The sequence below is a fragment of the Pseudomonas sp. P4_C3 genome (assembly GCF_056402075.1).
In genome coordinates this window covers 1-20,766 of the sequence record NZ_JBFUIC010000035.1, presented here as the reverse complement: position 1 = coordinate 20,766, position 20,766 = coordinate 1, and the positions used below count along the sequence as shown (strand labels likewise).

Here is a 20,766-nt window from a genome sequence, read left to right as displayed (position 1 = left end):
TGAAGGGAAGTGTGGTTCTGGCGTCGATACTGGAAGAGTAATCGCGGATTTGCCCGAATCACGGGCAATAAAAAGCCCCGCACTGATGGCGGGGCTCTTGAGTCAGTCGCTGAAGACCTTGTGGCGAGGTCGCCTTACTGCGCAGCGATGCTATAGCCGTCGAACGCGGTCTGCTGCTGCAGGGCGGTGATGATGTTCTTGCGGTTGACGGCCTGTTCGGCACCGCTGTTGTCCAGGAACGTCTCGCTTTCCAGCTCCGCCTCTTCGCCTTCGCCCACGAAGGTGAAACCGAGGAATTCCAGGGCTTCACGGTCGACGTTCAGGCGCGAGCGCGGGGTGCGCAACGGCAAGGTGACGCTGATGCCGTCCTTGCTGATGGTGAACACTTCGACTTCTTTCTTGGCCTTGGCGGCTTTGCTCTTGCCGCCGCTCGGGTTGCTGATGGCCTGGTGCGTCTGGTTCAGCACCTTCAGGGCCAGGCCGTAGACGATTTCCTGAAACGCCGGGTCGTCCTTGAAGCTGGACAGGATGCGGCTGATCGGGAATTTGCTGCTCAGGTCTTCGAGGGCGGCGATGTCGGCGGCTTCGGCGTCCTTGAGCTGCTTGAGTTCGCCCATCAGTTCGTAGGCTTTGTCATCGTCGAAGCTGTCGTGGGCCTGGCGGATCGCGGCGCGTAGTTCGCGGATCTGGTCGCTTTCGCGGGTGGACTGGAAAGCGTCCAGCACCATCTCGCTGATGGTCTTGGCCTGGGGCATGTGCTGTGAAAGATTGATGGAGTTTTCGTATTCCGCTTTGGACGACAGGGTGACTACGGATTCAGCGGTATTGGAATCGGACATTGAAATTTCACTACTTCTTTGAACTTGAATAGGGGCGAGAAAGCCCGGGGGCTTTTTCAGGTCGCCTAATCTATTGGACCGGGGCGGCGTTGTCACGGATCAACAGGCGGCTGGTCATCTTTTTGCTCCCCCTGTAGGAGCGAGCCTGCTCGCGATGGTCTCAAGGGCACCGAGTTCATCCAGAATGAACGCGTTATCGTTAACGTCCATCGCGAGCAGGCTCGCTCCTACAATTGATCCGATGTGTCGCTGATTTTGTGATCGACACATAACCCCTGTGGGAGCGAGCTTGCTCGCGATGCAGGCGCCTCGGACTGTCAGGCCTGCCGCGGTGTATTCAGGTTCATCGACCGCACCGCCAAGGCAGTCGCCGTTTCCTCATCGATCGGCAACGAAAACCGGAACGTCGCACCGCGCCCCGGCATATCGATCAACTGAATCTCGCGCCCGTGCAATTGCAGGATGCGATGCACGATCCGCAGCCCCAGCCCGCCATCACGCCGTGCGCCGCCGATATTGAACGGCCGCAGGAACAACCCTTCGCGCAGTTCCGGGGCGATGCCGGGGCCGGTATCGCTGACCGTGACTTCGATGAATGAGCCTTGCGGGCGCAGGCCCAGTTCGACCTCGCCCCCCGGCGGGGTATGGCGCAGGGCATTGTCGAACAGGTTGGTCAGCACCCGCTCGATCAAGCCGAGATCAGCACAGGCCGCCGAGGCATTCGGCGCGAACGTGGCCTTGAGTTCGACTTTGCGCGCTTCGGCGGTGAGTTCGAATTTCTGGAAGATGTCCTGGGCCAGGTCGGTCAGGGAGAAGCGCTCCAGCACCGGCTGCACGAAGCCATGCTCCAGGCGCACCAGTTCCAGCAGCGACTGCGCCAGACCACCGACCTTGCGGCTTTGATCCAGCGCGATGCCGAGATAGCGACGGCGGTCGGCAGGGGACAGCGTGGTGTCCTTGAGCGACAGGGTTTCCAGATAACCGTGCAGCGAGGCCAGCGGTGTGCGCAAGTCGTGGGAAATGTTCGCCACCAGTTCGCGGCGCTCCTGATCCTGGCGGGTCAACGAGCGCCATTGTTCGCCCAGGCGTGCCTGCATCTGCCGGAACGCGGCATCGAGCACGGCGATTTCATCGTGGCTGGCGGCTTTTTCCACCGCGACGGGCAGGGCCGGTGTGACCGGCACGCCATCGATGTCGAACTGGCTGACGGTTTCGGTCAGGCGGCGCAACGGCCGGGTGATCAGGGCAAACGCGGTGAGACCGGCGATCAGGCACAGCAGCGCCACCAGTCCGATGGACAACAGCGCTGTGTTGAGCGCCGCGCTGGTCGCACCGCGCTCGGCCAGGCGGTCGTGATCTTCACCGAGCAGCACCACGTAGAGATAACCGGCCGGCTTGCCTTCAACCTTCAGCGGTGCAGCGCTGAACACCTTGCGCGCATCGACGCTGCGCGGATCGTCGCCGAGGATGGGCAGGGCATCGCCCCGCAGCAAGCGCTGGATCGGCGCCAGGTCGACCTGTTCGCGACGGATCCGGCCTTCGGGCGCGGCGCTGCCGACAATCTTGCCTGCGGAGTCGAGCAGGTACACCTCGACGCTGGGGTTGACCTGCATCAGTTTGCTGAACAGGTCGCGCACGGCGTTGGGCATCAGGCCCTGGGTGTCCATCAGCACCGTGTCACTGGCGATGTGCTGCGCCAGGTCCCGGGACAGCCCTTGCACCACTTCCTGCTCATGCATCTGGTTGGAGCGCACCTGCAACCACGCCGAGGTGCCGCAGCACACCAGCAGCAGCACGGCGAACACCAGGGACAGGCGTTGCGTCAGGGTCAGCCTCATGGCTGCGGCTCCTCACCGGTGGCGAATTTGTAGCCGCGACCCCAGACCGTGAGGATGCGCACCGGTTGCGCCGGGTCGGCCTCGATCTTGGCGCGCAGGCGGTTGATGTGGGTGTTGACCGTGTGCTCGTAGCCTTCGTGGCTGTAGCCCCACACGGCATTGAGCAGGTCCATGCGCGAAAACACCTTGCCGGGCTGGCGGGCGAAGAAATACAGCAAGTCGAACTCCCGGGGCGTGAGGTCCAGGCGCCGTCCGTCGAGGGACACTTCGCGGGTGATCGGGTCGATGGCCAGGCCGTCGGTGAGCAGGCTGCCGGCGTCCATCTTCAGGTTGCGCGCCATGGCATCGACCCGGCGCAGCAGCGCCTTGACCCGGGCCACTAGCTCAAGCATGGAAAAGGGCTTAGCCAGATAGTCGTCGGCACCCAGTTCCAGGCCGAGAATCCGGTGTACTTCGCTGGAGCGCGCGCTGGTAATGATGATCGGCGTGTAGCGGGCCATGGCCCGGGCGCGGCGGCAGATTTCCAGGCCGTCGACACCGGGCAGCATCAGGTCGAGGACCAGTGCGTCCCAGTTGCCTTGCTGCAGCAGGCGCATGCCTTCATCGCCATCGGCGCTGTGCACCACCTCGAACTGCTCATCGCGAAGATGCAGGCAGATCAGGTCGGCGATATGCATATCGTCCTCGACCACCAGGACGCGTTTGGTCTGTTCCATACAGCTCAATCCTTCAGCGCAATGGACGCATTGTGCGTAATGCCACTGTAGGAGCGAGCTTGCTCGCGAAAAACCTGAGGACGCCGCGGGGCGTCAGGTATCCCGCGTCATCGTTGGCCTCCATCGCGAGCAGGCTCGCTCCTACATTTGCACAGGCATTGTGCGGGTTTTTCGGGGGCCGAGTTATCACGAATTGTTTAACTTCCCGTGAGGATTTGGCGATCACCCAAAGCCTAGGCTGTGTTCCATGAAACACCCCTGGATTTTTTGGAGACGAGCATGTTTTCACGACGGCAATTTCTTCTAGTGAGCGGCGGACTGGGGGTGGCAACCCTGGCGATCGGCTTGTTGCCGAAGTTTTCCACAGGCACCGCATTAATCAGCGAGGCCAGCGCAGCGGAGGCATTCGAAGTGACCCACAGTGACAAAGAATGGCACGCCATCCTCAGTGACGAGCAGTACGACATCTTGCGCGAAGAGGGTACCGAACGGGCCTACAGCAGCCCGCTGAACAACGAGCACCGCGATGGCACTTTCGTCTGTGCCGGTTGCGAGTTGCTGCTGTTTTCCTCAGCGACCAAATTCGACAGCCGCACCGGTTGGCCGAGTTTCTGGGCGCCGCTGGACAAGGCCGTGGCGACCCGCCAGGACCGTGCGTTCGGCATGGTCCGCGAAGAGGTTCACTGCCGGCGTTGCGGCGGGCATCTGGGGCATGTCTTCGACGACGGCCCGAAACCCACCGGCCTGCGTTACTGCATGAACGGCCTGGCGATGAAATTCGTGCCGAAGACGGTGTGATTCCCTACCACTCACTTTTTGCAGGTAATCGCCATGTGGCTGCTGGTCCTCGCTTATCTCGGTGGTGTGCTGACGATTGTCAGCCCATGCATTCTGCCGGTGTTGCCGTTTGTCTTCGCCCGCACCGGGCAACCCTTCGTCAAAAGTGGATTGCCGCTGCTGGTGGGGATGGCGCTGACGTTCGCGCTGGTCGCCACATTGGCGGCGGTGGGCGGTGGCTGGGTGGTGCAGCTCAACCAGTACGGACGCTGGCTGGCGCTGGTGTTCGTCGCGTTGTTCGGTCTGACGTTGTTGCTGCCGCAATTGGCTGAGCGCCTGACCCGGCCGCTGGTGGCGGCGGGCAGTCGTTTGTCGGAGGCGGCGGGTGCCGATGCGCGGCCACGTCCCGGTGCTTCGCTCCTGATCGGCGTGGCCACCGGCCTGTTGTGGGCGCCCTGCGCCGGGCCGATCCTCGGTTTGCTGTTGACCGGTGCAGCGCTGCAAGGCGCCAGCATTCAAACCACCTTTTTGCTGCTGGCGTATGCCGCCGGTGCCGCTACGTCCCTCGCGCTGGCCTTGTTTCTGGGCGGCAAAGTCTTCACCGCGATGAAGCGCTCGATTGGCGCGGGCGAATGGGTGCGTCGCGGTCTTGGCGCGGCGATGCTGGCCGGTGTGGCGGCGATTGCCCTGGGCCTGGATACGGGGGTTCTGGCGCGGTTTTCCACAGCGTCTACCGGCGGTATCGAACAAGCGTTGGTGGAGAAACTGTCCGGCAAATCGCTGCGTAACAGCGGGGCGCTACTAGCGCAGAACACGACCTCTGAGGGCGCGGTGCAAGTGGCCGAGAAATCCCCAGGCACCTTGCCGGTCGAAGGCAACCTGCCGCCACTGGAGGGCGCCGTGCAATGGCTCAACTCGCCACCCCTCGATGCCCAGGCCTTGAAAGGCAAGGTCGTGTTGGTGGATTTCTGGACCTACTCCTGCATCAACTGCCTGCGTTCGCTGCCCTATGTGAAAGCCTGGGCCGAAAAATATCGTGATCAGGGCCTGCTGGTGATCGGTGTGCATGCGCCGGAGTTTGCCTTCGAGCGCGACGTCAGCAACGTCACCAAAGCCATGAAGGACCTGGGCATCAACTACCCGGTGGCCATCGATAACGAGTTCAAGATCTGGCGCGCTTTCAACAACGAATACTGGCCGGCACATTATTTTGCCGACGCCCAGGGACGCATCCGTTATCACCATTTTGGCGAAGGCGCGTACGACGAGTCGGAGCGGATCATTCAGCAATTGCTGCGTGAGGCCGGTTCGACCAAGGTGTCGGACGGGCTGATCAACGCCAAGGCCGACGGCGTGCAAATGGCCCCGGACAACAGCGAAGTGCAGTCGCCGGAAACCTACGTCGGCTATCAACGTGCCGAGCATTTCGTGCCGGAAACCGCTCTGGTGCCGGACAAGCTGGCGGCCTACAACCCGCCGACGCAACTGGGCCTCAACGACTGGAGCCTGGACGGCCAGTGGCATGTCGGCCCGGAGCGGGCCACCGCCAGCGCACCGGCCAGCCGCATCGTCTATCGCTTCCACGCCCGTGATTTGCATTTGGTGCTCGGCCCTGGCGCCGATGGCAAACCGGTGCGCTTCAAGGTGCTGATCGACGGCAAGGCGCCGGGCGACGACCACGGCATGGACGTGGCCCCCGATGGCAGCGGCACCGTGACCGACCAGCGCTTGTATCAACTGGTGCGCCAGAGCGGCGGCGTGACCGACCGGACCTTCAGCATCGAGTTTCTTGATCCGGGCGCGTCGGCTTACGCCTTCACCTTCGGCTGATTACTTTCCAACGCTTCAGGAGTTCGCCCCATGAAAACCCTCTTTACCTGGCGCCGTACCCTGTTGGGGCTGGCGGCTGCCGGCATCATCAGCCAATGCTCGGCCTTCTCGTTCGGCGCTGCCGAAGAGGCGGTGATCATCCCACCACCGGCCCTCGACGAAACCACCCAGGCCCATAGTGAAACCGCCGTGTTCGCCGGTGGTTGTTTCTGGGGTGTTCAAGGGGTGTTCCAGCATGTCAAAGGTGTGAAGAATGCCGTCTCCGGCTACGCAGGCGGGGCGGCCAATACTGCGCAGTACGAGCGCGTCAGCAACGGCAATACCGGCCATGCGGAGTCGGTCGAAGTCACGTTCGATCCTGCTCAGGTCAGCTACGGCACCTTGCTGCAGATCTACTTTTCGGTGGCCCACAACCCGACCGAACTCAACCGCCAGGGACCGGACAGCGGCACCCAGTATCGTTCGGCGATCTTTACCAAAAGCACTGAGCAGCAGCGGGTCGCACAGGCCTACATCACCCAGCTCGACGCCGCCCATGCCTTCGACAAGCCGATCGTCACCAAGCTTGAAACCTTCAACGGTTTCTACCCGGCGGAGGAAGAACATCAGGATTTCCTGACCGAGCATCCGACCTATCCGTACATCGTGATCAACGATTTGCCGAAGGTCGCGCAGTTGAAGCAGCTGTACCCGAATCGTTATCAGGAGCAGCCGGTGCTGGTGAAGGCGGGGATGTAAATGGCGATCAGCGACTGTATGGCCTGTTCGGCCGGCTAGTGCTTGCCCCACCTCTGTACGGCGAATTCGACGAAACGCCGCAGTTTCGGCAAACGGTGGCGATCCTGGGCATAGACCAGGTGCATCGGTCGACTGGGCGGGCAGTAGTCGGGCATCAAGGCCAGCAGCTTTCCGTCCTTGAGGTCCTGTTCGACCAAGGCATCGGGCATCATCACGATGCCCATGCCGGTTCGCGCGGCTTGATGCAGTCCGGCCGAACTGTTGATCAGCATCGGCCCGCTGACCCCCACGCTGACTTCGCCATCGGGACCGGCCAGGCGCCATTCCTTTTGCACCGATTGCCAGTCATCGCCGGCCGGATAGGCAAAGGACAGGCAGTCGTGGTGTCGCAGGTCTTCAGGCGTTTGCGGAGTGCCCCGACGGGCCAGATATTCCGGTGACGCGCACATGGTCAGGGTGTAGTCGATCAGCGGGCGGGCGATCAGGCTGGAGGGTTCCAGCGCGCCGAGGCGAAACGCCACATCCAGACCGTTTTCCAGCAGATCCGGGCGCCGGTTGGTCAGCACCACGTCGAGTTTCACCCGCGGGTTTTGCCGGCTGAACTCGCTCAGTGCCGGCGCCAAACGCTCGGTACCGAAGGTCAAGGGTGCGGTGATGCGCAAGATGCCGCTCGGTTCGTCCAGCGTCTGCTCGGCCAGTCGCTCGGAATCGGCCACCAGTCCCAACACTTCCAGGCAGCGCTGGTAATACGCGGCACCGAACTCAGTCAGCCGCTGGCGCCGTGTCGTGCGGTTGAGCAGGCGCACACCCAGCCGTTGCTCCAGGGCCTTGAGGTGATTGCCGACCATGGTCGTGGACATTTCGCACTGCAAAGCGGCGGCGGTCATGCTGCCGGTCTCTACCACTTTGACGTAGACGGTCATTGCCTGGAACAGATCCATTATCAAGCTCAGCTTTTAAATGATTGAAGTTTTACAGTGTTTATCCAGCTCTGGTGGCTAACCATACTGCAAAAACACCGACCCTTGCTGGAGCTTGATGTCATGACCGCCGCCTGCCTGATGAGCACTTACCAACCCTTGGCCTTGAGTTTCAACAAGGGCCTTGGCACTCGCCTGTGGGATCAGGCCGGTCGCGAATACCTGGATGCGGTCGCCGGTGTGGCGGTGACCAACGTCGGCCACTCCCACCCGAAAATCGTTGCCGCCATCGTTGAACAGGCTGGGTTACTGCTGCACACCTCGAACCTCTACAGCATCGACTGGCAGCAACGGCTCGCGCAGAAACTGACGCGGCTGGCGGGCATGGACCGCGCGTTCTTCAACAACTCCGGGGCCGAAGCCAACGAAACCGCACTGAAAATCGCCCGGCTGCATGGCTGGCACAAGGGTATCGAGCAGCCGCTGGTGGTGGTCATGGAGAACGCGTTTCATGGCCGCACCCTCGGCACCTTGTCGGCCAGCGATGGCCCGGCGGTGCGCCTGGGTTTCAACAAGCTGCCGGGGGATTTCGTCAAAGTGCCGTTCGGCGACCTCGACGCGCTGGACAAGGTGCAACAGGCCTTTGGCTCGCGGATCGTGGCGATCCTGATGGAGCCGATCCAGGGCGAAAGCGGCGTGCAACTGGCGCCACCGGGCTATCTCAAGGCCGTGCGCGAACTGTGCAACCGGCGCTCATGGCTGTTGATACTCGATGAAATCCAGACCGGCATCGGCCGCACCGGCCGGTGGTTCGCATTCCAGCACGAAGGCATCGTCCCGGACGTCATGACCCTGGCCAAAGGCCTGGGCAACGGCGTGCCCATCGGCGCCTGCCTGGCCCGTGGCAAGGCGGCCGAACTCTTCACGCCGGGCAGCCACGGCAGCACCTTCGGCGGTAATCCGCTGGCCTGCCGGGTCGGATGCACGGTGCTGGATATCGTCGAAGAACAAGGCTTGCTGGAGAACGCCCGGATTCAGGGGGAACGCCTGATCGAAAGATTGCGTACAGAACTGGCGGGCAACCCGAACGTCTCGCAAATCCGCGGCCAGGGCCTGATGATCGGCATCGAACTCAAGCAACCGATCCGCGACCTGAGCCTGATCGCCGCCCGGGATCACGGTTTGCTGATCAACGTCACGCGGGGCAAAACCATTCGCCTGCTACCGCCGCTGACCATTGATGAGCGGGAGGTGGAGATGATTGTCAGGGGGGTGAGGGGCGTGGTGAAAGAGGGATGAAGTTCTGCTCAGTAATGGTATCTGCACATCACGACGCGTATTTCGCCGTCTTCAACGGCGTAGACCAGACGATGTTCGGCCGTAATCCGGCGTGACCAGAATCCGCTCAAGTTATGCTTGAGCGGTTCGGGTTTTCCCAGACCGTCGAAAGGCTCACGCTGAATAGCTTTGATCAACAGATTGATACGTTTGAGCCCTGCCTTATCGTTCTGCTGGAACCAGAGATAATCGTCCCAGGCTTCAGGAGTGAACTCGATATTCATTCTTCAATCAGTTGCCTGGTATTGGTTTGGCCCGCTCGCAGGTTGGCGATGGACTTGATCAGGCGTTCGGCATTGGCTGGGGAGCGCAGCAGGTAGGCCGTCTCTTCGAGAGCGTTGTATTCGGCCAATGACATCATCACCACCGGCTCGCCTTTCTGACGCGTTACCAGTAGCGGGGCGCGATCTTCATTCACCCGGTCCATGGTTTGCGCCAGGTGTGCCCTAGCGTTGGTGTAGTTGATGGTTTCCATGTGATTGTCCTCGCTTGATGCAGAGAACGTACAGAAATGAGTACATGTTGGCAAGGCGATACCTACGAGTGGTTGTTACGTGGAAAGTGCATCCACGCTTGTATCGAGTATCGCCGAATGTTCCTCAGGACGTTTCCGTGACTGATGTAATCCCATTCTGAGCTACACGCCATCCATCAGGATTGTCCGACCGCAGCTGCGAAAATTTACGAGTGATGAACCATCGCCGCGATCTCCTTCCGATCCCGCAGACGGATTTTCGCACCGCAAAACTCCTCGAACAGTCGTTGATGCGCCGCAAACCCACTTGACCCCAGCCGCAGGCGATAACTGCCCGCCCACTCCAGCAAGGCGATCAGCAACAGGTCCTGCTCATCGCGCCCGGCCTCGCGTTGTCGAATGTTGGCCACGCAATCCTCGTCCCCGACGCTCAGCCATATCAGCGCAGTCGCCCTTGGCAGGATTTCGCTGGCGATCCAGCCATACACGCCTTCGATCACCCAGCGCTCTTGTTCGGCCGCAATCCGCGCCATGGCCAATGCTTCGGTTCGGGGGCGGGCGATGCTGTGTTCGTCGGACAGCCAGTGAATCCGGTCGAGATCGGTCCAGGGCACATGCAGTTGCTCGGCCAGCCGCTGCGCCAGCCAGCTCTTGCCGGAACCGGAGTTGCCGATGATCAGGGTGCGGGTGAGGTCCATGAGCGACTCCGATCAATTGTGGGTACGAACCTGCTCGCGAAAGCGGTGCTTCAGTCAGCATTGATGTTGGATGTGCTGGTCTTACCGCGGGCAAGCCTACAGGTACACCAGAATCCGCCGGCCTGCGCACCTTGAGATTCATCGGTAACTTGCCGTGCTTCACTGCTCATCCTTTCTGTAAGCCCTTTTACAGTGTCAGTTTTTAGACATCGCTGTGATGTGGATGGTTGTGGTGAGGGCGATCAGGTTGGCTCAGTTGTGAGTTGGGCTTACCTTTACTGCTGGGCTCAGGAAGTCTATGTGATAGCCAGAGGAACCGTCCCCAATTGCTATATGAACGCCATTAATCCCTTCGTTTAATTGAGAGTTGATTTTGTAGTCAATGCTATTTGCGATTGTGTCGTTTACTCCAATAGCAAACTCAGTCAGCTTGAGGCCTCTAGGCCCTTCTGCAATTCAATAACCGTGTTGCACTAAGTTCCTGCAACCGCCGTTGATGTGAATTTTTTTCAGAATTAATGATGCTCGTTAGGTGTCTTGTAAGAAGCTCTTGGTTATTTGTGTAAGCAGTGGCTGTAGTCCTCTTCTGAAAATTTAGTGTTTCACCGAATTTGGTTGTGGTGGACGATCTGAAATCGTTAGGTTGGTCTATGGGGGTCTTTTTACGGGGGGTCTACATTCAATTGTTAATAAGGGGTTGTGTAGTGCAGGAATCAAAGAAATATCTGACAGATACGTCCGTACACCAAGCCTTGTTACTGGCTGATCTAACAGAGCCCGCTGCACCCGATCACGCCATTCGATTATTACTCAAGGAGGTCCTTCAAGGGTTAACGGATAAAGGCTGGCCACAAGCGCAAGTGCAGACGGGGCCGAGAATTGTTTCCGCTGAAGAAAACTACGGATTGCTTGGTTATGACCCATCTGAGATTACGCTTGGAAGTGCACACACTCGATGGGTTGACGAGTGGTCTCTGTTACGGACGCAAACCACTAGCCAAATTCCCTCTGCGCTTCAGCGAGCGGCCAAGCTACGACAACCGGGGCAGTCAATATTATTGGCCGCGCCTGGTATCACTTTTCGTCGCGATAGCCGGGATCGTTGGCATTGTGCGCAGCCGCATCAGATGGATATCTGGGTGCTCGGTGATCCTGAATTGTCGACGCATGAGCATTTGCTTTGCCTGGTCGGCGATATCCTCAAATCCGCCGTGCCTGATATGCCTTGGATCTACAGTGATAGTCCGCATCACTACACTGAGGGCGGGATCGAAGTAAATCTGTTGAATGACGGCGTCCCTGTAGAGGTTCTGGAGTGCGGTCGAATTGCCAAATCATTATTGGAGCGACTGAAGATCGATCCTTTGCGTCATGGAGGACTGGCGCTGGGAATGGGATTGGATCGCTTGACCATGCTGCGCAAAGGCATTCCGGATATTCGTTTGCTGCGTGATCAGAACGTACGAGTACAGGCACAGATGCATGATCTGAATCCGTGGAGCGCTGTCTCTCGGTTGCCTTCGATTACTCGTGATATTTCGTTAGCGGTAACGCCGGGGCTGAGCGAGGAAGTGTTGACTGAAAGGATGTTGCAGGCAGCTGGCGATTGTTCAGATTGGATCGAGGAAATGCAGATCAAAGGGCGCTGGACGTTCACAGAACTGCCTCTGCAGGCCATTGATCGCCTCGGATTGCTGCCGGGGCAGGAGAATGTGCTACTACGTGTTGTACTGCGTGATTGTTCGCGATCAATCACCACTGCTGAGGCGAATGCCTTGTATTCGAAAATTCAGGTGGCACTCCATGAAGGTGCACCGGGGGCGGGTTACAGGATGGATTCCCCCAATATTTAACTGGCCTCTTCGCGAGCAGGCCCACAGGATCTGGAAAGAGTACATGCCAGAAATCCAGTGTGTGCGAGCCTGCTCGCCGCACCGTCGCTCCCACAGTTTTTTGTGGTGTCTTCTTTACCTCAATCATCTCCTTCCGGCGCAATCATCCGGGTCTTCGGCGAGCCGTTCGAGTTGTGCTGATAGATGGTCTGCGGCTGCCCCAGGTCATTAAAGAACACCTGCCCGATCCCCGCCGAGTTCCAAAGCCGCTCACCCGCTTCAGCATGCTCAGGAACATGCGGCACGATGCGCATGCGTCGCCGCTTGGTCAGCCAGTTCAGCGGTGAGCGTGGTGAGTACAGCCAACGATTGAGGCGGTCGAACCACTCGAGCAGGGTGGCGGGGAAATCGTTCTTGATGCCGCTGCTGGTGATCTGCCAGATGCGCGGCCCGGCCTTGCGATGGCGGATCAGCACTTCGTAGACGAAGGAATAGTGCACATCCCCCGACAGCACCACGTAGTTACCCGGTGTGCGCGAGTGGCGGAAAATGTTCAGGATCACCTGCGCCGCACCGCGATGGGCCATCCAGTTTTCCGCGTCCACCAGCAGTGGATAACCGCACCAGCTGAATACCCGCTGCACGGTTTCAATCAGCTTGACGCCGAAGATCGGCGCCGGCGAAACGATGATCGCACTCGGGTGGTCCAGCAGTTCCTGTTGCAGTTCGCTCAGGGCTTCCCAGTCGAGCAAACCGGAAGGCTGCTTGAGGTTCATTTCGCTGCGCCAGCGCCGGGTGCGGGTGTCGATCACCACCACGGCCGGGGTGGTGGGCAGCACGTAATGCCAGTGTTGAAACTTCAGCAGATCATCGATCAAGTCATCCTGAACGGTGCTGTCGAGGTGATCGTGTGTGCTGGCGCTCAACGCGCCGGCCTTTTCCAGCAGGGCACCGAACGCATCCGGATTGTTGCCCCAGCCCTGGCACAACATGTACGCCAGCAGCGCGTTGCCGATGATGCGCCGGGAGAACGGATGGCCGTAGGCCGTTTCCTCCCATTGCGCGCTAAGGTTCCAGTCATCGGTGACGTCGTGGTCATCGAAAATCATCAGCGTCGGCAGATGCGCCATGGCCCGTGCGACGTTGCCAAGGCCTGCCTTGAAGGCATCGATGCGCGTCTGTTCAAGGGCGTAGCGCTTGAGCCTTTCCGGCGAGAGCGTCGGTGTCTGGGGCGTGATCAGGGTCCAGGGCGTTGGCGACCAGACCAGCAAATACATGGCCATGACTTCGGCGAAGGTCACCAAGTGATTGTCGGCACTGCTGCTGGTGAAAATCGGCTTGCGCGCACCGCCGAAAAAACGCTCGCGCAGGGTTTCATTGCTTTGCAGCGCCGGCAGCAGATCGGCACGGTGGTAGTAACTGGCCGGATGCTCGTAGAGCCTGGCGCTGTCGCTGACCACGGCGCCTTCGAGCTGTTCCCCGAACAGGCCCAGACGCTCGATCAAGGCGTGAATCGCCCGCAACATCGGCCCCGCCACATCGTCGGCGTAGACCTGATCGCCCGTCATCATCAGCAGTGCCGGGCGATCCTTGGCGTCGTGCTTTTGCGCCAGCAACCGGTCGACGCAGAGCAAACCGTCAACGGCCGGGTGATGAGGCTTGCGGCAAGAGCCGTGCAGCAACTGGTCGACCCGTGCGCGCAGAACGAAGTTCGGGCATCGGGCATCGCCGTACAGCAAATGCGGCGCCCAGTCGGCGATGCCTTTCTCTGTGCCATCGATCAGCAGGTCATAGTCGATCGACTCGTCCCAGGGCAGGGCGCAATCGAGTTGCACATCGATCAAGTGCACATAGGCATGAGCCCCCACTGCAATCACCGTGCATTGCCCGGCATCGAGACGGATATCGCCGACGCCCTGTAAGCGCAAGGTCAGCGCCAGTGCCCGGGAAGCCACCAGCCACAGCGCCAGCCGTGTGGGCTCAAGGCGCCGCAACAGCGGGCCGGCCAGGACCGGTGGCAGGGCTTGGTGATCGTCGGGCAGTGGCAGCGTGTCGGACATCCGTCTTCGAGACTCTTGKGACGTGGCGGGCGATGATAGCGCAGGTGGCAGCGGGGCCGGCTAGGGTGATCCCGTTTCTGCCTGTCACCAAATGAAAAGCCATTGTCGTCTGATGAGAAGCGTCCCGACAGGCCTCGTCCTACAGTCCAATCAACGCAATTCGATGCAACACGCCCATATTGCAGATTGGAGAATAAGAAAAATGGCTAAAGCCGTACGCTTCTACGAAACCGGTGGTCCCGAAGTCCTGCGTTATGAGGACGTCGAAGTCGGCGAACCCGGTCCCGGCCAGGTTCGGCTTCGTCATGTGGCAGTTGGCCTGAACTATGCCGACACCTATTTCCGTAACGGTACCTATGCGATTCCACTGCCCAACGGCATGGGCGTCGAGGCCTCTGGCGTAGTCCAGGCCGTTGGTGAAGGGGTCACCAATGTCGAGGTCGGTGATCGCGTCACCTACACCGGTTTCCTCAACACCCTCGGTGCCTACAGCACCGAGCGCCTGATCCCGGCTGCGCCGCTGATCAAGCTGCCGGAAACCATCAGCTTCGAGACCGCCGCCGCGATGACCATGCGTGGCCTGACGTCTTCGTATCTGATGCGCCGCATCTACGACTTCAAGCCGGGCGACAGCATTCTGCTGCATGCCGCCGCTGGCGGTGTCGGTCTGATCGTTTCGCAGTGGGCCAAATTGCTGGGCTTGAACGTGATCGGCACGGTGTCGACCGAGCAAAAGGCGGAAATCGCCCGGGCTCACGGTTGCGACCATACGATCAATTACAGCCATGAAGACGTCGCCGCTCGCGTTCGCGAATTGACCGACGGCGTGGGCGTCAACGTGGTGTTCGACAGCGTCGGCAAGAACACCTTCATGGGTTCGCTGGATTCGTTGAAACCCCGTGGCCTGATGGTCTGCGTGGGTACTGCGTCCGGCCCGATCCCGGCGTTCGACCCGGTGATGCTGGCGATGAAAGGCTCGCTGTTCCTGACCCGTCCGGCCCTGGCCAACTACATCAGCGACCCTGCGGAAAAAGCCGCCCTGGCTGGCGAACTGTTCGACCATGTCGGCAGCGGCCGGATCAAGATCGAGATCAACCAGCACTACGCGTTGCAGGACGCCGTGCAGGCTCATCGCGACCTTGAATCGCGCAAGACTACCGGCTCTTCGATTTTCGTCGTTTAAGGAGCGGCCAGCCATGAAAGTCGAACAATTGACCTGCTCCATCGGCGCCGAACTGATCGGCGTCAACCTGGCCGACGCAGTCCATGACGACGGCCTGTTTGCCGAGATCCGTGCCCAGTTACTCAAGCACCGCGTGGTGTTCCTGCGCGATCAGGACATCACCCGCTCCGAGCACGTGGCCTTCGCCCGACGCTTCGGCGAGCTGGAGGATCATCCGGTGGCCGGTAGCGATCCGGAGCATCCGGGTCTGGTACAGATCTACAAGAAACCGGACCAGCCGGCGGACCGCTACGAAAACGCCTGGCACAGCGACGCCACCTGGCGCGAGGCGCCGCCGATGGGCTGCGTGCTGCGCTGCGTGGAGTGCCCGCCAGTGGGCGGCGACACCATGTGGGCCAACATGGTCGAGGCTTACGCGCGTTTGCCGGAAGACGTGAAGGTCAAGATCGCCGACCTGCGCGCTCGCCATAGCATCGAAGCGAGTTTCGGTGCGGCGATGCCGATCGAAAAGCGTCTGGCGCTCAAAGCGATGTACCCGGACGCCGAACACCCGGTGGTGCGCACCCATCCGGAAACCGGCGAGAAGGTGCTGTTCGTCAACGCCTTCACCACCCACATCAGCAACTACCACACCCCTGAGCGGGTGCGCTTCGGCCAGGACGCCAACCCCGGCGCAAGCGAGTTGCTGCGCTACCTGATCAGCCAGGCGTACATCCCCGAGTATCAGGTGCGCTGGCGCTGGAAGCCCAACAGCATCGCCATCTGGGACAACCGCAGTACCCAGCATTACGCCGTCATGGATTACCCGCCGTGCCATCGCAAGATGGATCGCGCCGGGATCATCGGCGACAAGACGTTCTGATCGAACGCCACTTGCATCCGCACTCAAAGCATTCGCACTCGTAAACACGTCTGCCCGGCACGACCCCGGGTGGGCGGGACAATCATAAGAACTGGAGTAGACCATGCAATTCTTCGACGATTCCCTGCACCCGGAAAACATGGAAAAGGTAGTCATCACCGTGGCCCCGTACGGCCCTGAATGGATGCCTGAAGACTTCCCGGAAGACATCCCGCTGACCATGGATGAGCAAGTCCAGAAAGCGGTCGATTGCTATGAAGCCGGCGCCACCGTGCTGCACCTGCATGTGCGCGAACTGGACGGCAAGGGTTCCAAGCGTCTGTCGAAGTTCAACGAGTTGATCGCCGGTGTGCGTGAAGCCGTGCCAGACATGATCATCCAGGTCGGTGGCTCGATTTCCTTCGCTCCGGAAAGCGACGGTGAAGCGGCCAAGTGGCTGTCCGACGACACTCGCCACATGCTGGCCGAGCTGACGCCGAAACCGGATCAGGTCACGGTCGCGATCAACACCACCCAGATGAACATCATGGAGCTGCTGTATCCGGAATACCTGGAAGGCACCTCCCTGGCCAACCCGATGATCCAGGCGGCCTACAGCGAGATGACCGTACCGGCTGGCCCGGCCTGGGTTGCCGAGCACCTCAAGCGCCTGATGGACAACGGCATCCAGCCACACTTCCAGCTGACCGGCATGCATGCCTTGGAAACCCTCGAGCGTCTGGTGCGCAGGGGCGTCTACAAAGGTCCGTTGAACCTGACCTGGATCGGCATCGGCGGCGGTTTCGATGGTCCGAATCCGTTCAACTTCTTCAACTTCCTCCACCGCGCGCCGGACGGTTCTACTGTGACCTCCGAATCGCTGCTCAAGAACGTCATGCCATTCAACACCATGTCGATGGCCATGGGCATGCACCCGCGTGTGGGCAATGAAGACACTATCATTGATCACAAGGGCGATCGTTTCGGCTCGGTTGCACAGATCCGGCAAACCGTGCGCATTGCCCATGAACTGGGCCGTGAAATCGCCACCGGCAAAGAAGCCCGCGAGATCTACCGCATCGGCGTGCAGTACGAAACCATCGAAGAAACCCTGTTGGCCAACGGCATGGCCCCCAACCGCAAGGCTGGGCAGAAAGGCGTGCCGCAACGCGGCTGACCGAGGGTCGGGACGAGAGGCCGTGACCTCTCGTCCGCCTGACCGTTACACGCTTGATAACAAAAATAAAACAAAGCTCTTGAGGAGGCTGCATGGCCTTTCACCCAATCGCCGCTGACGATGACGACTCCGGCGGAGTCGGCGTTGCGCGCCAATATGCCTGGATCGTCTTTGCCTTGACGTTCGGCCTGTTGATTTCCGATTACATGTCGCGTCAGGTGCTGAACGCGGTATTCCCGCTGCTCAAGACTGAGTGGGCGTTGAGCGACGGTCAGCTCGGTCTGCTCAGTGGCATCGTTGCCCTGATGGTCGGCCTGCTGACGTTTCCCCTGTCGTTGATGGCGGACCGTTTCGGCCGGGTCAAGAGCCTGGCGCTGATGGCTTTTCTGTGGAGCGTGGCGACCCTGGGTTGCGCGTTGGCTCAGGACTACCAGCAGATGTTCATTGCGCGATTCATGGTCGGCGTCGGCGAAGCCGCCTACGGCAGCGTGGGCATCGCCGTGGTGATCTCGGTGTTCCCCAAACACATGCGCGCCACCCTGGCCAGCGCCTTCATGGCTGGCGGCATGTTCGGTTCGGTGTTGGGCATGGCTTTGGGCGGTGCGATTGCCGCCAAGCTGGGCTGGCGCTGGTCGTTCGCCGGCATGTCGCTGTTTGGCCTGTTTCTGGCGGTGCTTTACCCGCTCATCGTCAAGGAGGCGCGCATTGCGCCACAACGTGCCGCGCAGATTGCGAACAAGACGGCCGCCGCGGTCAAGCGTCCGCTGCGCACGCTGTGGTCCAGCCGTTCGGTGGTAGCGACCTACGTCGCCAGCGGCTTGCAGTTGTTCGTCGGCGGTACGGTGATGGTGTGGATTCCCAGCTACCTCAATCGCTACTACGACATGCCCACCGACAAGGCCGGTGGCATGGCGGCGATCATCGTGTTGTGCAGCGGCGCGGGGATGATCCTGTGCGGCATGCTTAGCGACCGCCTGTGTCGGAACTCGCCGGAGCGCAAGGTCAGCCTGGCCATTGGTTTTTGCCTGGGCAGTTGCCTGCTGCTGTCGGCAGCGTTCGCATTGTCGGCAGGGCCTGTGCAACTGGCGCTGATCTGTCTGGGCATGGCGATTGCCACCGGCACCACCGGCCCCGCCGGTGCGATGGTTGCCAACCTGACCCATTACTCCGTCCACGGTACGGCGTTCGCCACGCTGACCCTGGCCAATAACCTGCTGGGGCTGGCACCGGGGCCGTTCCTGACTGGCCGTGTGTCCGACCTCATCGGCCTGCATGCCGCTTTCCAATTAGTGCCACTGGTCAGCCTCGCGGCGGCAGCGGTGTTCTTCTATGCCAAGTGTCATTACCAAAAAGATATCGCCCGGCTTGAGGGTCAGAGCGTGCCTGAGCCCTTCAGTGCAGCCGGGATAGAGGTGAAGTTGTGAGTCGTCGTTTACGTATTGATGTGTTTTTCGATTTTATCTGCCCCTGGTGCCTGATCGGCAAACGCCAACTGGAGCATGCGCAGGTGCAGTTTCGCAGTCGCCACCCGGATGTGCAGATCACCACGGTGTGGCACGGGGTGCAGTTGCTGCCGCAGCTGCCGGTACAAGGTGAACCCTTCGCCGATTTCTATCGCAAGCGCCTGGGCGATGCGGACGCAGTGGCCATGCGTCAGGCCCAGATCCGGCAGGCTGCGGCGGCAGTCGGGTTGGCTATCGATTTCAGCCGCATCGCGACCATGCCCAACACCGCAGACGCTCATCGTTTGTTCGAGCGTGTCGGTGCGCTGGGCAATGCTGTCCAGAGTGACGTCTTGCTTGAGCGCCTGTTCGCGGCATATTTCCAGAAGGGCGAAGATCTCGGTTGCCGTGAGATCTTGCTCGCCATTGCCCGCTCCTGCGGCATTGAAGTGGGGGCCGTGGCCGATTGCCTGAATGGCGACGCCTCTCCATTTGAAGGCTTTTCCGGAGCGAGCAGTGGCGTACCGGGTTTTCAGTTCGACCGCCGCATGACGGTGGTCGGCGCACAGCCTGCCGAGACATTGCTGGCAGCCATGAGCCAGGCACTGAAAGAAAGTGATCGCGAGCGGCAACCGACATGACCCGGCGCATTCCCGTACCAGCCGGCAAACACCCACAGGCCGGTGGCCGGGCGCTGTTCGAATTCGAAGACAAAAGCCTGGCGTTATTCAACGTCGACGGGCAGCTGTTTGCCATCGACGACAGCTGCCCGCATCAGGGCGCCTCGCTGTGTGGCGGGCGCCTTGAGGGCCGGGTGATTCAATGCTGCGCCCATGGCCTGCGCTTCGATTTGCGCAGCGGCTACATGCTCAATTCCACCCAGGTCAAAGTCACCAACTACCCGGTCGAGAGCATCGACGGCCAGGCGTTTATCGTCATCGCATCCGAGGAGTCCGCGTCATGAGCGCCATTGCTCTCACCCGTATCCACAGTCGCACGCGCGAACTGGCACCAGGGTTTATCGTCAGTCTGATCGTGGCGGCCGCCGCGTCGTTCCTGTCCGAGCACTACGGTGCGCCGGTCATGCTGTTTGCCTTGCTGCTGGGCATGGCCCTGAACTTTCTCGCCGATGACGGCCCGTGCAAGGCCGGCATCGAGTTCACCGCGCGCACGGTGTTGCGCATTGGCGTGGCGCTGCTGGGCATGCGCATCACCCTGGAGCAAATGGCGGCGCTGGGCTGGAAGCCGATAGCCCTGGTGGTGATTCTGGTGGTGGTGACCATCAGTGTTTCGGTGGTTGCGGCCAAGGCCCTGGGTTTCCAGCGCCTGTTCGGCATGCTCACCGGCGGCGCGACGGCCATCTGCGGCGCCTCGGCGGCACTGGCGCTGGCGGCGGCGCTGCCAAACCATCCGCAGAAAGAGCGGGCGACACTGTTCACCGTCATCGGCGTGTCGGCGCTGTCGACTCTGGCGATGATCGTCTACCCGATGATCGCCAACTGGCTGGAGTTGTCGCCGCAAGTCGCGGGCGTATTCCTCGGCGCCACGATCCACGACGTGGCCCAAGTGGTTGGCGCCGGCTACAGCATGTCGACCGAGACCGGCGACACGGCCACGGTGGTCAAGCTGATGCGCGTTGCCATGCTGCTGCCGGTGATCGTCACCGCCGCGATGATCACCCGCATGCAGGGCGCTGACCCGACCGGCAAGCGCCCGCCGCTGTTGCCGTGGTTCGCCGTCGGCTTTCTGATTCTGGCCTGCATCAACAGCACCGGCTGGATAGCGCCTGCGGTGCAGGGATCGGTCAACGAACTGTCGCGTTGGTGCCTGGTGATTTCCATCAGTGCCCTGGGCATGAAGACCCGGCTCAAGGAGCTGGCGGCGGTCGGGATCAAGYCGATTCTGCTGATGGTSGGGGAGACGGTGTTCCTGGTCGTGCTGGTGCTGTTGTTGCTGCGCTGGGGCTTCTAATCGTCAGGTTGATACAAAACCTGTGGGAGCGAGCTTGCTCCGGGCGGCGTTCCGACGATAGCGGTTTCACATTCAACACTCATGGCGGCTG

At 60.8% G+C, this 20,766-nt stretch carries 20 protein-coding genes and 1 pseudogene; 12 read left to right on the top strand and 9 right to left on the bottom strand.

The annotated features are described in order from the left end of the window. Positions 1–134: 134 nt before the first annotated feature. The 3 genes from AC1DVH_RS09340 to AC1DVH_RS09330 form a co-directional block, all read right to left on the bottom strand. Positions 135–839, bottom strand: a complete 705-nt coding sequence (locus AC1DVH_RS09340) for a hypothetical protein (protein WP_477753545.1) — start codon at positions 837–839, stop codon at positions 135–137. Positions 840–1,156: 317 nt separating this feature from the next. Beyond that, positions 1,157–2,677, bottom strand: coding sequence for a sensor histidine kinase (locus AC1DVH_RS09335; protein ID WP_477753544.1), 1,521 nt, complete (start codon positions 2,675–2,677; stop codon positions 1,157–1,159). After that, positions 2,674–3,393, bottom strand: coding sequence for a response regulator transcription factor (locus AC1DVH_RS09330; RefSeq protein ID WP_008000098.1), 720 nt, complete (start codon positions 3,391–3,393; stop codon positions 2,674–2,676). The genes AC1DVH_RS09335 and AC1DVH_RS09330 overlap by 4 nt, the downstream gene beginning before the upstream one ends. 279 nt (positions 3,394–3,672) lie before the next feature. Between AC1DVH_RS09330 and msrB the strand changes: the two genes are divergently transcribed. Genes msrB through msrA form a run of 3 tightly spaced genes read left to right on the top strand, consistent with a single transcriptional unit; the run spans position 3,673 to position 6,738 of the window. Then, on the top strand, positions 3,673–4,191 hold the full coding sequence (gene msrB / locus AC1DVH_RS09325; RefSeq protein WP_477753543.1) for a peptide-methionine (R)-S-oxide reductase MsrB: 519 nt from the start codon (positions 3,673–3,675) through the stop codon (positions 4,189–4,191). Between the two features lie 33 nt (positions 4,192–4,224). Next, a complete protein-coding gene (locus tag AC1DVH_RS09320) occupies positions 4,225–6,000 on the top strand; it encodes a cytochrome c biogenesis protein DipZ (protein ID WP_477753542.1) in 1,776 nt (591 codons plus the stop codon). Positions 6,001–6,030: 30 nt separating this feature from the next. Next, the gene (gene msrA, locus AC1DVH_RS09315) at positions 6,031–6,738 is read left to right on the top strand and encodes a peptide-methionine (S)-S-oxide reductase MsrA (RefSeq protein WP_477753541.1); all 708 of its coding nucleotides are present in this window, start codon (positions 6,031–6,033) and stop codon (positions 6,736–6,738) included. 35 nt (positions 6,739–6,773) lie between these two features. Here msrA and AC1DVH_RS09310 read toward each other — a convergent pair whose 3' ends face one another. Continuing rightward, a complete protein-coding gene (locus AC1DVH_RS09310; protein WP_477753540.1) occupies positions 6,774–7,679 on the bottom strand; it encodes a LysR family transcriptional regulator in 906 nt (301 codons plus the stop codon). Positions 7,680–7,781: 102 nt separating this feature from the next. Between AC1DVH_RS09310 and AC1DVH_RS09305 the strand changes: the two genes are divergently transcribed. Beyond that, the gene (locus tag AC1DVH_RS09305; RefSeq protein ID WP_477753539.1) at positions 7,782–8,957 is read left to right on the top strand and encodes an acetylornithine/succinylornithine family transaminase; all 1,176 of its coding nucleotides are present in this window, start codon (positions 7,782–7,784) and stop codon (positions 8,955–8,957) included. 8 nt (positions 8,958–8,965) lie between these two features. Here the strand turns inward: AC1DVH_RS09305 and AC1DVH_RS09300 are convergent, their stop codons facing one another. From AC1DVH_RS09300 to AC1DVH_RS09285, 4 genes and pseudogenes are all read right to left on the bottom strand, one after another. Beyond that, positions 8,966–9,220 carry a Txe/YoeB family addiction module toxin gene (locus AC1DVH_RS09300; protein WP_015093589.1) on the bottom strand — a complete coding sequence of 85 codons (255 nt, stop codon included), beginning with the start codon at positions 9,218–9,220 and terminating at the stop codon, positions 8,966–8,968. Continuing rightward, the gene (locus AC1DVH_RS09295; RefSeq protein WP_477753538.1) at positions 9,217–9,471 is read right to left on the bottom strand and encodes a type II toxin-antitoxin system prevent-host-death family antitoxin; all 255 of its coding nucleotides are present in this window, start codon (positions 9,469–9,471) and stop codon (positions 9,217–9,219) included. Before AC1DVH_RS09295 ends, AC1DVH_RS09300 begins: the two co-directional genes overlap by 4 nt. 206 nt (positions 9,472–9,677) lie before the next feature. Beyond that, positions 9,678–10,169, bottom strand: coding sequence for a P-loop NTPase family protein (locus tag AC1DVH_RS09290; RefSeq protein ID WP_477753537.1), 492 nt, complete (start codon positions 10,167–10,169; stop codon positions 9,678–9,680). 252 nt (positions 10,170–10,421) lie between these two features. Beyond that, positions 10,422–10,625, bottom strand: a pseudogene (locus AC1DVH_RS09285) (CgnE/CgnB domain-containing protein); the annotation flags it as partial. Between the two features lie 248 nt (positions 10,626–10,873). Between AC1DVH_RS09285 and srmL the strand changes: the two are divergent. Continuing rightward, positions 10,874–12,022 (top strand): PheS-related mystery ligase SrmL, encoded by a 1,149-nt coding sequence (srmL, locus tag AC1DVH_RS09280; RefSeq protein ID WP_477753536.1) that lies wholly within the window; start codon positions 10,874–10,876, stop codon positions 12,020–12,022. A 119-nt stretch (positions 12,023–12,141) separates the two neighbouring features. On the opposite strand, the gene AC1DVH_RS09275 is transcribed toward srmL, so the two are convergent. Further along, positions 12,142–14,061: an alkaline phosphatase D family protein gene (locus AC1DVH_RS09275; protein ID WP_477753535.1), complete on the bottom strand. Its 1,920-nt coding sequence runs from the start codon at positions 14,059–14,061 to the stop codon at positions 12,142–12,144. Between the two features lie 202 nt (positions 14,062–14,263). Here AC1DVH_RS09275 and AC1DVH_RS09270 point away from each other — a divergent pair, with 202 nt between their 5' ends. From AC1DVH_RS09270 to AC1DVH_RS09240, 7 genes are all read left to right on the top strand, one after another. Then, positions 14,264–15,244, top strand: a complete 981-nt coding sequence (locus tag AC1DVH_RS09270) for a quinone oxidoreductase family protein (protein WP_218429410.1) — start codon at positions 14,264–14,266, stop codon at positions 15,242–15,244. 13 nt (positions 15,245–15,257) lie between these two features. Continuing rightward, positions 15,258–16,106 carry a TauD/TfdA dioxygenase family protein gene (locus AC1DVH_RS09265; RefSeq protein ID WP_477753534.1) on the top strand — a complete coding sequence of 283 codons (849 nt, stop codon included), beginning with the start codon at positions 15,258–15,260 and terminating at the stop codon, positions 16,104–16,106. A gap of 103 nt (positions 16,107–16,209) precedes the next feature. Then, positions 16,210–17,262, top strand: a complete 1,053-nt coding sequence (locus AC1DVH_RS09260; protein ID WP_477753533.1) for a beta-keto acid cleavage family enzyme — start codon at positions 16,210–16,212, stop codon at positions 17,260–17,262. A gap of 92 nt (positions 17,263–17,354) precedes the next feature. Then, entirely contained in the window at positions 17,355–18,686 is a 1,332-nt protein-coding gene (locus AC1DVH_RS09255) for an MFS transporter (RefSeq protein WP_477753532.1), read from the top strand. Continuing rightward, the gene (locus AC1DVH_RS09250; RefSeq protein ID WP_477753531.1) at positions 18,683–19,345 is read left to right on the top strand and encodes a DsbA family oxidoreductase; all 663 of its coding nucleotides are present in this window, start codon (positions 18,683–18,685) and stop codon (positions 19,343–19,345) included. Before AC1DVH_RS09255 ends, AC1DVH_RS09250 begins: the two co-directional genes overlap by 4 nt. Further along, a complete protein-coding gene (locus AC1DVH_RS09245) occupies positions 19,342–19,668 on the top strand; it encodes a Rieske (2Fe-2S) protein (RefSeq protein ID WP_477753530.1) in 327 nt (108 codons plus the stop codon). Before AC1DVH_RS09250 ends, AC1DVH_RS09245 begins: the two co-directional genes overlap by 4 nt. Further along, entirely contained in the window at positions 19,665–20,675 is a 1,011-nt protein-coding gene (locus AC1DVH_RS09240; RefSeq protein WP_477753529.1) for a YeiH family protein, read from the top strand. The genes AC1DVH_RS09245 and AC1DVH_RS09240 overlap by 4 nt, the downstream gene beginning before the upstream one ends. The last annotated feature ends 91 nt before the right edge of the window (positions 20,676–20,766 follow it).

What these genes read in the sequence shown, in the direction of transcription:
- AC1DVH_RS09340 (WP_477753545.1), bottom strand. Translation starts at nt 839, where the DNA reads ATGTCCGATTCCAATACCGCTGAATCCGTAGTCACCCTGTCGTCCAAA.
- AC1DVH_RS09335 (WP_477753544.1), bottom strand. Translation starts at nt 2,677, where the DNA reads ATGAGGCTGACCCTGACGCAACGCCTGTCCCTGGTGTTCGCCGTGCTG.
- AC1DVH_RS09330 (WP_008000098.1), bottom strand. Translation starts at nt 3,393, where the DNA reads ATGGAACAGACCAAACGCGTCCTGGTGGTCGAGGACGATATGCATATC.
- msrB (WP_477753543.1), top strand. Translation starts at nt 3,673, where the DNA reads ATGTTTTCACGACGGCAATTTCTTCTAGTGAGCGGCGGACTGGGGGTG.
- AC1DVH_RS09320 (WP_477753542.1), top strand. Translation starts at nt 4,225, where the DNA reads ATGTGGCTGCTGGTCCTCGCTTATCTCGGTGGTGTGCTGACGATTGTC.
- msrA (WP_477753541.1), top strand. Translation starts at nt 6,031, where the DNA reads ATGAAAACCCTCTTTACCTGGCGCCGTACCCTGTTGGGGCTGGCGGCT.
- AC1DVH_RS09310 (WP_477753540.1), bottom strand. Translation starts at nt 7,679, where the DNA reads ATGGATCTGTTCCAGGCAATGACCGTCTACGTCAAAGTGGTAGAGACC.
- AC1DVH_RS09305 (WP_477753539.1), top strand. Translation starts at nt 7,782, where the DNA reads ATGACCGCCGCCTGCCTGATGAGCACTTACCAACCCTTGGCCTTGAGT.
- AC1DVH_RS09300 (WP_015093589.1), bottom strand. Translation starts at nt 9,220, where the DNA reads ATGAATATCGAGTTCACTCCTGAAGCCTGGGACGATTATCTCTGGTTC.
- AC1DVH_RS09295 (WP_477753538.1), bottom strand. Translation starts at nt 9,471, where the DNA reads ATGGAAACCATCAACTACACCAACGCTAGGGCACACCTGGCGCAAACC.
- AC1DVH_RS09290 (WP_477753537.1), bottom strand. Translation starts at nt 10,169, where the DNA reads ATGGACCTCACCCGCACCCTGATCATCGGCAACTCCGGTTCCGGCAAG.
- AC1DVH_RS09275 (WP_477753535.1), bottom strand. Translation starts at nt 14,061, where the DNA reads ATGTCCGACACGCTGCCACTGCCCGACGATCACCAAGCCCTGCCACCG.
- AC1DVH_RS09270 (WP_218429410.1), top strand. Translation starts at nt 14,264, where the DNA reads ATGGCTAAAGCCGTACGCTTCTACGAAACCGGTGGTCCCGAAGTCCTG.
- AC1DVH_RS09265 (WP_477753534.1), top strand. Translation starts at nt 15,258, where the DNA reads ATGAAAGTCGAACAATTGACCTGCTCCATCGGCGCCGAACTGATCGGC.
- AC1DVH_RS09260 (WP_477753533.1), top strand. Translation starts at nt 16,210, where the DNA reads ATGCAATTCTTCGACGATTCCCTGCACCCGGAAAACATGGAAAAGGTA.
- AC1DVH_RS09255 (WP_477753532.1), top strand. Translation starts at nt 17,355, where the DNA reads ATGGCCTTTCACCCAATCGCCGCTGACGATGACGACTCCGGCGGAGTC.
- AC1DVH_RS09245 (WP_477753530.1), top strand. Translation starts at nt 19,342, where the DNA reads ATGACCCGGCGCATTCCCGTACCAGCCGGCAAACACCCACAGGCCGGT.